This window comes from Gammaproteobacteria bacterium, assembly GCA_013697705.1.
Taxonomy (GTDB): domain Bacteria; phylum Pseudomonadota; class Gammaproteobacteria; order UBA6002; family UBA6002; genus UBA6002.
On the sequence record JACCWJ010000003.1, the window covers coordinates 1 to 10,922 of the forward strand.

Sequence of the window (10,922 nt, forward strand, 5' to 3'; positions counted from 1 at the left end):
TTTTCATTCATAGGTTCAGTCTCTATCCATGGCATCCTAGTTCCCCAATTTTTGTTAACTAGGAGTATGTTACTGTTACCTATGTGTCCGGTCACTTTCATTACCGATGTGACCGGGTCGGACCTTCCTCCATGCTTCATCGCGGGAGAGGGTTGGGGTGAGGGTTTATACAATAGTAATAAGCGACCTCTTTCTTCTTCATACAATGCCATTGACCAGCCACGATCCTTTTACACTATCAAACCCAACATCGGAAACGATTTATTAAATCACGAAGGTCGGTTCGCAATGAATTTATGTTACATTTTCAATGTAGTAGTGTGGGTAGGAAATAAATCTAAATCGAGGACAAAAGAATCTCCAATTCTTCGATTTTGTCCCTGTTCCCAGGTAAGGTTGGCGTTGGACACATCTACTTTCGGGCCTAAATCATAAGGGCCTAAAAGGAATTTAAATTCAGTTTCCAATAAATTTGACTTTAGATTAATGCTCCATTGGCTAGGGTTAATGCAGTCTAAGCGAATGGCTTTTTTCCATTTGGATAGATCTCGAGTCGCTCCTGAAATAAATAGGGCTCTATCAACGCCGACATTGATATTTGCCAAAAGTGTGTAATCGCGGAAATCAAAAAATGGCACATCATCCCTAGTTAGTTTATTGTCTTTCCAAGCTAGATTGATTCGTTGTAGAGTATTAGGAAGTACAATCGCCATAATACATTTTGCAAAAACTTCATTAAAATTTAAATCGTATGGACTGGGTAATCCTATTGAATAGATACATTGCTCCTCCATCATTTTTACCATTCTTTCGTGGGGAACATTAAATAGAAAGAATCCTATTTGTTGAGGGTGTGATTGACTTATTTTCGTAAATATATCACTGCTAGTGACACTGGAAATATTTGTTGTACACCTTTTTCGAAGTAAATCTACTAAGTCATTTTCGAGTAGTATGGTTTCAGGATCGTCCCTGAAAAATGTTATGGAAGTAAAAGTTTTAACATCAGCTCTCCTATACAAATATATAAAAGCTTCTTTATATGTAGCGAATTTGTTTTTTAAACCACGCGCCTCTACTCCGGTAATGTTAAAAGTTCTTGTAATTTCATTTTCCCATAATCTATCGTGATCAATAATGGAATGGAGAAGCTTAGAATAAGCACTGCATTTTTGTTTTGTTCTAAAATCGGCAAAAGAGAAAATGTTGCCGACGATATCTACCGGAAGATTCAAGTCTTGAGGTTTGTCATGCTGAATGAATGAACTTGAATTTTCGAAATTATTATTGTTTTCTGAAATTGTATCTTTTTTTGAAGCCGCTGAACTTTTATATTTAATGGGATTTGTTAAAAGTGGTGTTATCAAACAATGAAGCTCGCTTTTATGATGAATTTTATACTTCTCTAATACTCCTCGAAGATCATTTTCTATTTTTGCTAATTTATTTAAATCAATAGTGATATGGGATGGTAATCTAGGTAATGATACATAATAATTTGTGTTTTCTCTTCCGGGAGAAGGATTTAAATCATTATATAACCATCTTACTTGGTCATCAAAATTTACAGATTTATAAATTAGAGCAATGATGGCAATAATTTCATTTACTTTCTCTTGCTTTCTCTCTTTAATATATATGCTAATGTTGGAATTAATATATTTATTGAGAACTTGTATAATTTCATTCAACTGCAGCCGCGCATTACCTTTGTAACCAAAACCAAAGCTATATACTGGCGCGCCTTCTCTTCTCAAGTTCATCGCTTCCCTACCAATAATAAGTGCATCTTTGTAGTCATTAATATTGTTGTTATTATTCTCTGGTTTTTTTAATGCTAGACAGGCATTTATTAGATGGGAAAAAATTATCTCTAAAGTAGTTGTCTGATAAGGCGAAGTACGTTGATGCATACTATCAACTAATGAATCTGAACCATCATTAAGATGGTCACGTACGTCATCCACCATTTTTTCTAAAATTAGTAGCGAAAGTTTTTCATTTTTCAAACATATAAGTCTTTCTTTAAGGCTATTTTCAAATTGAGGCAAGGCCCATTTATACGTTGTTAAAATGCTAATAGCTTCATCAATAGATTTCATTTGTACCCCATAATATTGATTTTCTTCAGAAAAATGCTGCCCATAGCCGTCGCATTTTACATAATTATACCCCGGAAATATTAAAGTATTATGAGCTAACTAAGGAAGCTTAAGAAAGGAAGTAATAAACACGAATTGGTTCATAGATAACTCAATATTTTCGTATAAGTCCACTGAGTTGTAGGAGTGAAATTCAGACCTTTAGCGACCCACGAAATCCCCTAACACGATAGTAAGAGGACGCACTATTATGATATACGAAGACATGGCCATAACGGCGATCAGCGAAGAGGGCGCCGCCCAGTATCCTAATATCAGAAGGTGTTTTTATCCAGCTGGATGTTTTCGTATCGAAACTTCCAAGTTTCTGCAGCTCCTGGTATTGTTCCTCTGTTAAAAGTTCAATGCCCATGGCAGCTGCCATATCCATCGCATTATTTTCTGGCTTAAATGCTTTCCTTGCCTCCAGCCCCTGATGGTCGTAACAAAGACTTCTGCGGCCTCTGGGGCTTTCCGGTGAACAATCATAAAAAATGTATTCACCTGTTTTTATCCGACTAACAATATCTGGTTCACCACCAGTTCTTTCCATTTCATTAAGTGACCATAGTTTTTCAGTATCACTTTCTAACTTTGCTTGTACTTCAGCCCATGTAACCTCTTTATGGCGGTTCATGTTTTTCTCAAAGCGGTTTTTCAATACTTTGAGTAGTTCTGCACGTTGTTCTGACGACAACTCCTTTTTTTTACTGTTAATGCTGTTCATACTTCTATATGGCCTCTGTTGAATTTATGTACTCGTATAAATGCTTAAACTGTTTATAATGCTCATCGCTTAGTGAATTTAAAATAATGGAACTTTACGTTAGGAAGAATTGCTTTGTTTACTTGGTTCGCGTTGTGATACACGATAGCATGCCTTTTATCGCTTTCAAAATAAAAATCTAAAACAAGGCAAATGGAGAAGAATATCATGTTAGAACGAAATGAGAGTGCATTGTTTAGTAATGCTGACAAAATTTCACCAACAGCGCAATTAATTGCTGGTTGCAGAGAATTAAATTATGATAAAGTTGCGGAAGCCATAAAAAGAGGTGCGGATGTGAATGCTAAGTCACCCTGCACTATTGATGGATCATATATTTATAATAACCAACATACATGGTACACGCCCTTAAGTCTGGTCGCTAAACAAAGCCACGGAATCACTGATGCGCATGAAATATTTATTAAAATTTGTGCCATAGCGGAATTATTATTGAATAATGAAGCTAATCTTGATGCCTTAGATAAAGGTGATATGGGTAACTCGCCATTACATTGGGCCATCGTGACGCTCAATAAAAAACTTTGTAAGCTTTTTATAAGCCATGCTATTAATAAAAAAAGTGATTTGTTAAATCAACCCAATCAACCTGAAGAAGAATATTTTGGCATCAATACCCCACTTATATTAGCATTAAAAGTTTCTTGCAGATCTCTTTTATTAGATGGATTTTATGACTTGGAAGTTGCCGAATTGCTTATTAAAAATGGTGCTGACATTAATGCAATTAATTATTATAAACAGTCTGCATTACATTGGGCTTCAATTCTTAGATTACCAGAAAAATTTTTTGATTTATTAATTACAAATGGTGCGGAGCATCGTCCTGATAAATTTAATAATGATCCAATCAAATTATATAAAACACAAATCACCTATAAGATGATTGATTATAGCAGCGCCCCTACCTCATTTAGAGATATCGATTATCATTTGCCTTGTTGGTATGATTCTAATGATATTCGCCTACCATATCGACAATCTTTTATAAATCAGCGTAATGATATTTCTCAGCCGCATATCTTACAATTATTAGAATCAAACAAACAAATGCAAAAAAATTCAGATCCTGAGCCAAAAAGTAGTTATGATTTGAGCTATTAGGGGCGGATATCGAATGAAGGAGAAAGTTTAATTTTGTGTTTTTTCTACTTTTAAATTAATATTGCGCCTTGGATTTATCATGGTGTTAGCCACCATTAACTTTTCAAGGAGGCGCGTTAGGTTCATATAAAAGAAGACTTACACAGACATTTCTTTGTGCCTGATGAATTTTTTCTTGCCGCCTTCGACACAGGCTCTGACCTGAGTGACTCTTTTTATGATCATGAAAGTAAATTTTGTGGTATAGGTCCACGTGTTGGCGTTAATGTTTTTTATCAAGTTGCTAATAATTTTGGTTTAGTTACCGAAGTGGCTGGTAACTTACTCTTTGGCAAATCTGATAGTGACTATTCTGAAAGAATCAGAGATGTTGAAGATGGTGGTGCCGGAACAGTTGACATCTTTGAAGGTACACACAATACGCACCAAGATGATCATTGTAACGTTGTTCCAGTCCTATCAGGAAAAGTAGGTCTTGCCTATCACGCTACTTTAAGAAATTGCAGCACTTTAGGGATAGAGATTGGTTGTAGAGGAGATAAATATTTCGGTATAGCCGATCACTCCTCATTGGTTATCCCTGATTCCTTCACTGCGGGGTTTATCAAGGATGGAACCTATCACGACTTTGATATCTCAGGGCCTTACTTAAATGTTTCTTTTCACGTCTAAATAATGAACTGGCATTAAAATATTAATGCCAGTTTCTCCCGCATTCTTTACTGAGTATCAAATTTGAAATATAAATTAATGTTTCTTCATTACCCGCATGGTAAAAGTTGGATATATTGTTTCCTTTGCACCATCGGATATTTTGACTGACTTCGACTCTTCTTCTCTAAAGAACAAGAGTCTCATTTTGCCTACGTCGCCGGTCAAACGCATTTTATATTCAGCGCCACCTAGAGAATTATTTTTTTCTGGTATGTGTACAATTCGATAACCAAATAAACCCATTTGCTGATTGAATTGCATATTCGATTCAAATTGAGTGCCTCCATCAGGCAGGTGTTGACTCAAAGTTTGGTTGTCAATTTTTATAAAAGATCTCTGATGGCTCTTTTTGGCGAAAAATTCGAATAATTTTTCCTTATTTGGATCATAGTTTTGAAACTTTTCTTGAGTATCGATGATTTCAAGAGGTATAGGAGCAGCTTTGTAATTTTTCAACTTAGGTATAATGTTAGGTGGAATATGCGCTGAAAGCAATTTATGTATTTTTGGATTGCTGTTCAAGTTTAATAGTCTATATGCATTTTTGAGCTGTTCTAGGAGATAACCTTCATTCATATTCAAATTGCTAATGGTGGCTATGATGTATTCAACAATATTAAGATGGTTATACTGCACAGCAATTTCTAATGCAGTGAGACCTGCATAATCTGATTTAAAAATCTGAGCATTTGCTTTAATTAAGCACTTAAACATGTCAAGATTTCCATATCTGGCTGCCATAAAAATCGCGTAGTTTGAAATTTCGGATTCAATGCTGGCTCCTTTCGCAACCAAAAGCGCAACTAAATGGTCGGAATTGATCATCGAAGCCAATAATAAAGCGGGGTACTTTGCATGATATTTTTTTAGATTTACATCTTTAAAATCAATGTTAAAGTTAGTTGCTAAAAAAATGAGTATGAGGCGATATATCCTGCAATTTTCAGAATCGATAGTGAAGGTTGAAGTATTTTTGTTCTTAAGATCTGGAGGCATGAGGGTCAAAAAGTGAGACTCTATATGACTTGTAGTAGCAAAGTCTATTGAACTAAATTTCTTTGTTTGAATGAGGTATTGTGTGTAATAGTCAAGTATCAAATAGAATATTCGGCTGCCAAAATTGTCAGGGATCACTAAACCTAAATCACTCTGTATTTTAGTGTTTATGTATTTTAAAATATTCATAAGCGCTTGTTGCTGAGAAACCCCCTTTATGATTAGGTATAGAAAATACGTATCTTCTAATCTTGCATCTTGCATGAAACTATTAAAACACTCATCTAACATTAGATAGTAAATTGATTCTACCAAATTCTGTTTCGAAAGCTTGCGGATATTGTCAAAACACTCTGAGCTTAGACTTGCTTTTTTATCGGCACTTGCTTGAATTTTAGCAACTATAAGTTGTATAACGCTGTCACATTCTCCCTGATCGAATCCCTTATAGAGCAGAGCGTAATGAAGAGGGGGATAAGAAGGATTTCCTAGGCAATGCTCGGACGTCTTCGCTCCCTGATCTAGTAAAAAGGAAACTATTTCGGGGGTTCCAAATATGGAGCTGTAAATTAAAGGCGTATAATATTCGTTTGAATTTTCCCTGCAAAAGCTAGCTCCATATTTTATCAATAATTTAACCATTTTTATATCTGGTACAGAACTAGCATAAGATAAAATTGATAATACGGAGTCAGGGGCTAGATCGATATGACACGGGTGCTTGCCTATTTTAGATACAGGATAGTAACAATTTGCGTTAAATCCCATTTTTAATAAAATTTCAACTAATTCGTGTGAATCATCTTTTGCGAACGACATGATCGAGTAAAAAATATAGAAATTAATCTCATTAGAATTAACCAATAAACCTGATTTAATCAAATTTTCTTTTAAAACCTTTATTGCGTCATCATTTATTTCTATACTAAGATCAATAGAAAAAAGAATTTTTATAGCTACTGGTACTAGTTTTATTGGAATCTTCTGATTGTTAAAAAGATCAACTATTTGTTTATTGCGATTTTGTGGATAGGATGTTTCTTTATTTAAAAGCAGATTAAAAATACCAATTTCTCTTTCGGTCTGATGTTGCATGGAAGTAGGTGATTGCGTATTAGCCAGAGCTAAAATGCTGTTATCTTCGAAAGGATCGCAATCATTCAATAAAAACCGTACTACATTTAAATCACGCTCATTAATAGCGACAAAAAGCAAATTTTTAGCGCTTACTGGGTCATGGAAGCCTTTTTGTATTAAGTTTACACCAAAATCAAAACTGCCAAATAGCAGAATTTTATAAGCTATATTAACCGGATATTCGAATTCAAAATTCGATTTCAGCTTATCATTTTTTTCTATGCTTGTTACATCACTTTTTTTTGGTAAAAAAGCATAATGTACCACCTTATTAATTAAACTGGCGGAAACATTCTTCTTAGAGATTAAATATTCTAGAATATCGTAACTTTCTGTTTCACATAAAAAAGCTATGATGTGGAGCAAATCTCTTTCTTTAGTTTTCTCATCGAAAATTAAATCAATCAAATTATAAACGGTTTGCATCGAATATGTGATTTCATTGGCTGAAGCTATATAAAGAACAAAATTAAGGAGTGGGAAAAATTTTCGATCTTTATCCATTAAATGAGAATAAACATCGGTAATGTCTGTTTTATTATTATTGTTATTAGTCTTTACTTGCTTTATGTAAACAGATTTCAGACGATAAACATCACTAGCTTGTAAGCATGCCCTAACAATTGATTCCTCCCCTTTGGCTAATGCTAATTGGAAAGTAGTCAGTTCACATGTTATGCTGCCATCGGTGATCGTAAATGATTCTCCGTTATTAGGCAAATAGTTACCAGCATCCTCTTTCAAACTCAAAATATATTTAACATATTCTAGTTTTGAAGATTGATCCATCTCAGAAGAAGTTACTAGTTGTAACATAGTTTTACATATTTCATCTTCTTTTGAGGCAGAAGAAACAATATCGTTTCTTTCGAAAATTCTTTTTAACCCATCAGTACCATAAAATTTAGCGAGTTTGTGTGCAAGTAAACGTGGCTCAAATTCTACGGTAAGCAATTGAGGAATATTTGCACGTAAACGTTTTAGCATTTTATCTGCATTTAGCCCTTTTTGTTTTTTTACCACATCTTTTTCGTCGCTCATCTTACTAATTTTTGACAATAAATTTATTGCTGAAGATAAGTCATTCACCAAAAACAAAAATAAACTAGCTAAATCAGAAAAGTCACATTCGTTATTGTTTGTTTGTTGTAAAGATAATAACTTAAATAATTCAGATAAATCTTGCATTTGATCTTGATTGAATTGGTTGAGTTCATTTTTTTTGAAGACAAAGGTTGATAAGTTACTGTGCTTAACTTTAGTTTTTTTTCGTGTAGCAATCCCATATACTACCATGGCAGTAGTGATCATTTCTCGCAAATTGCATTTAAATTCTTCAATGATTTTGGAGTTATCTTGATTATTATTACAGTTGTCTTTGAGTTTTCTATTAAGATTGTTCAATAGATTTATGGCTGGTTCAAGTAATTTCATTTAAATCTCTTGTAGAGTTTTTTTCCTAAATATAGACAGCATTAGACATTTATATGCTCAAACTTAATAACATTATATTAGTAAGGCCTTTTTTTCAAATGTAATTTGCTATATTTGACCAAATCAGAGCTTGTCTCGTATCTCTTACTAATTCGGTTTTTTATTTAAAACTTCCTTAAGAATTGAGGATGTTGCGGTAATAGGATAATCAGCGCAGTAGGATTACAATGCTAATACCATGGAAACAGCGTAAGCGCTAATTTAACCACACCTTTTTAATTTTAAAAATAATCTGCATATTATCACTCACAACAATTAATGAGGAGATAATATGATAATTGCGGCAGAAACAAATTCACATCAATCCGAGAAGCAACACCATTGGCGGCGCATCATTGATGAGTGGAATCAAGGTGGCGAAAGCCAAAAAAAGTTCTGTGCTCGCTTAGGAATCAAAACTCCTACTTTCCAATATTGGCTTGCAAAGCTCTCACCAAAGAAAAACCGAGCGAAATATAATTTCGCGAAATTAGAAGTGGAGCCATCCGCTATTACGCAATGCAAAGATCAATCTATCAGAATAGAATTACCCTCAGGAATAAAAATAAATCTACCGCTTGTTTTAAGAATGGATGAGCTTAGCAATGTATTTAAGATGTTAGGGGTTACACATGCTTAAATTACGACAGGAAGTAGAAGTCTATATTAGCCTTGAGCCAATTGATATGCGAAAAGCAATAGATAGCTTGGTTTGCTTAGTCATAAATGAATTTAGTGAAAACCCACAATCGGGACATTTTTTTCTCTTTTTTAATAAGCGAAAAGATAAAGTGAAAATAGTTTTCTGGGATAGAAATGGTTTTGTGTTGCATTATAAGCGGATGGAGAAACATCGCTTTCACATTCCAAAGATCACCGACACAAATAAACTTATTATTACCGAAACACAATTACACGGATTATTAGCAGGACTTGATTTTATGCTAATGAGCAAATTTAATGAAATTAATTATCATGAATATGCATAAATATAAGGCGTAAACTTAATCTTTTGATATAATGTTTTCCATGGAAGAAATAATAAATTATGAAAATAAAAGCAAAGAAGAATTAATTGATCTTCTTAAAAGACAAAGTGAGCAAATCAAAACGCTCACTGAATATCTTGCGCTGGCTCGTCAACGTCAATTTGGCACCAAGTCTGAAAAGTTTAATGCAAACCAATTAAATTTTTTTGACGAAGCAGTATTACCTAAAAACCCAGAAATCATTCTCCAGGCAGAAGATGAGATATGTGTAGCATCTTTTGTTCGAAAGAAATCACCTGGCAGAAAAGCATTACCTTCCGATTTACCTCGTGAAACTATTGTTTATGATTTACCTGAAGAAGAGAAAATCTGTACATGTGGGTGTGCACTCACACACATTTTTGATGATAAAAGTGAACAATTAGAAATTATTCAACCCAAAATTTATGTCATTCAACATGTCAGAAAAAAGTATGCGTGCAGAGAGTGTGAAGAAACGATCAAAACCGCGCCTTATCCAAAACAGCCTATCCCACGCAGTATTGCAGCGCCTGGTTTATTAAGCCATGTATTGGTGTCAAAGTTCCAAGATCATTTGCCTCTTTATCGACAAGAACAAATTTTACGTCGTATTGGTGTTGATATACCGCGTGCTACTTTAAGTTTATGGGTCATCCGTTGCGCCGAACTTTTGAAACCACTGACAAAATTTCTACATAAATACATCATGAGTTATGATGTGGCTTATAGTGATGAAACAACATTGCAAGTACTAAAAGAGCCGAATAAAACAGTGCAAAGTAAAAAATACATGTGGCTATTTGCAGGTGGGTCACCGGATAAATTTGCTTTTTATTATCACTATCATCCTGATCGCAGTCACACTGTCCCAAAAGAATTTTTTGCTGATTATAAAGGTTACTTACATTGCGATGGTTTCCCTGGATATGAAACTCTTGCTACAAAAAATAATAACATTACTTTATCAGGGTGCATGTACCACGCACGACGCAAATTTGTAGAAGTAGCTAAACTATCTAAAAATAAAGATAGTGTTTCGATGACAGTGGTAAATTATATTGGCCAGCTTTCAAAAATAGAAGAAGAAATAAAAGAACTGACTGCCGAGAAAAAATTAGCGGAACGCGAAGAAAAAGCAAAACCAGTTTTAGATGAACTTTATGAGTATCTAGTTAATAAAGCGCCTTACATTCCGCCTAAAAGTTCACTAGGACAAGCTGTTAGTTATACACTTAATCAATGGCCTAAATTACTTATTTATCTTAAAGATGGCCGCTTAGAAAATAATAATAATCGAATGGAGCGAGCAATTAAGCCATTTGTCATTGGAAGAAAAGGCTGGCTTTTTGCGGACAGTGTAGCGGGTGCAAATGCGGCTTCTATTATTTACAGCTTTGTTGAAACGTGTAAATGGCATGGTATCGAGCCCTATGATTGGTTCAAATATGTTTTAAAAACACTACCGCTTTGCTCTGAGCATGATGACCTTGAATTATTGTTGCCCTTTAATATCGACAAAAAATTATTATTGGCTAGAGGCTGAAGAATTACCGCTTACGA

At 34.3% G+C, this 10,922-nt stretch carries 8 protein-coding genes; 5 read left to right on the forward strand and 3 right to left on the reverse strand.

The features are described from left to right. Window positions 1-299: 299 nt before the first annotated feature. Both H0U71_00600 and H0U71_00605 read right to left on the reverse strand, forming a co-directional pair. Window positions 300-2,102 (reverse strand): hypothetical protein, encoded by a 1,803-nt coding sequence (locus H0U71_00600; GenBank protein ID MBA2653551.1) that lies wholly within the window; start codon window positions 2,100-2,102, stop codon window positions 300-302. A gap of 193 nt (window positions 2,103-2,295) precedes the next feature. After that, the gene (locus H0U71_00605; protein MBA2653552.1) at window positions 2,296-2,868 is read right to left on the reverse strand and encodes a DUF4256 domain-containing protein; all 573 of its coding nucleotides are present in this window, start codon (window positions 2,866-2,868) and stop codon (window positions 2,296-2,298) included. A 207-nt stretch (window positions 2,869-3,075) separates the two neighbouring features. Between H0U71_00605 and H0U71_00610 the strand changes: the two genes are divergently transcribed. Together H0U71_00610 and H0U71_00615 are read left to right on the forward strand one after the other, a co-directional pair. After that, complete coding sequence (locus tag H0U71_00610; protein MBA2653553.1) at window positions 3,076-4,032, forward strand: ankyrin repeat domain-containing protein; 957 nt, start codon at window positions 3,076-3,078, stop codon at window positions 4,030-4,032. Window positions 4,033-4,188: 156 nt separating this feature from the next. Continuing rightward, window positions 4,189-4,704, forward strand: a complete 516-nt coding sequence (locus tag H0U71_00615; GenBank protein ID MBA2653554.1) for a hypothetical protein — start codon at window positions 4,189-4,191, stop codon at window positions 4,702-4,704. Window positions 4,705-4,779: 75 nt separating this feature from the next. Here H0U71_00615 and H0U71_00620 read toward each other — a convergent pair whose 3' ends face one another. Beyond that, window positions 4,780-8,067: an ankyrin repeat domain-containing protein gene (locus H0U71_00620; protein MBA2653555.1), complete on the reverse strand. Its 3,288-nt coding sequence runs from the start codon at window positions 8,065-8,067 to the stop codon at window positions 4,780-4,782. Between the two features lie 577 nt (window positions 8,068-8,644). Between H0U71_00620 and H0U71_00625 the strand changes: the two genes are divergently transcribed. From H0U71_00625 to H0U71_00635, 3 genes are read left to right on the forward strand one after another with little or no spacing between them, the layout of a single operon-like run. Further along, on the forward strand, window positions 8,645-8,992 hold the full coding sequence (locus tag H0U71_00625; GenBank protein MBA2653556.1) for a hypothetical protein: 348 nt from the start codon (window positions 8,645-8,647) through the stop codon (window positions 8,990-8,992). Continuing rightward, on the forward strand, window positions 8,985-9,341 hold the full coding sequence (gene tnpB / locus H0U71_00630) for an IS66 family insertion sequence element accessory protein TnpB (protein ID MBA2653557.1): 357 nt from the start codon (window positions 8,985-8,987) through the stop codon (window positions 9,339-9,341). Before H0U71_00625 ends, tnpB begins: the two co-directional genes overlap by 8 nt. Window positions 9,342-9,381: 40 nt before the next feature. Then, window positions 9,382-10,905: an IS66 family transposase gene (locus tag H0U71_00635; GenBank protein ID MBA2653558.1), complete on the forward strand. Its 1,524-nt coding sequence runs from the start codon at window positions 9,382-9,384 to the stop codon at window positions 10,903-10,905. Window positions 10,906-10,922: the final 17 nt, after the last annotated feature.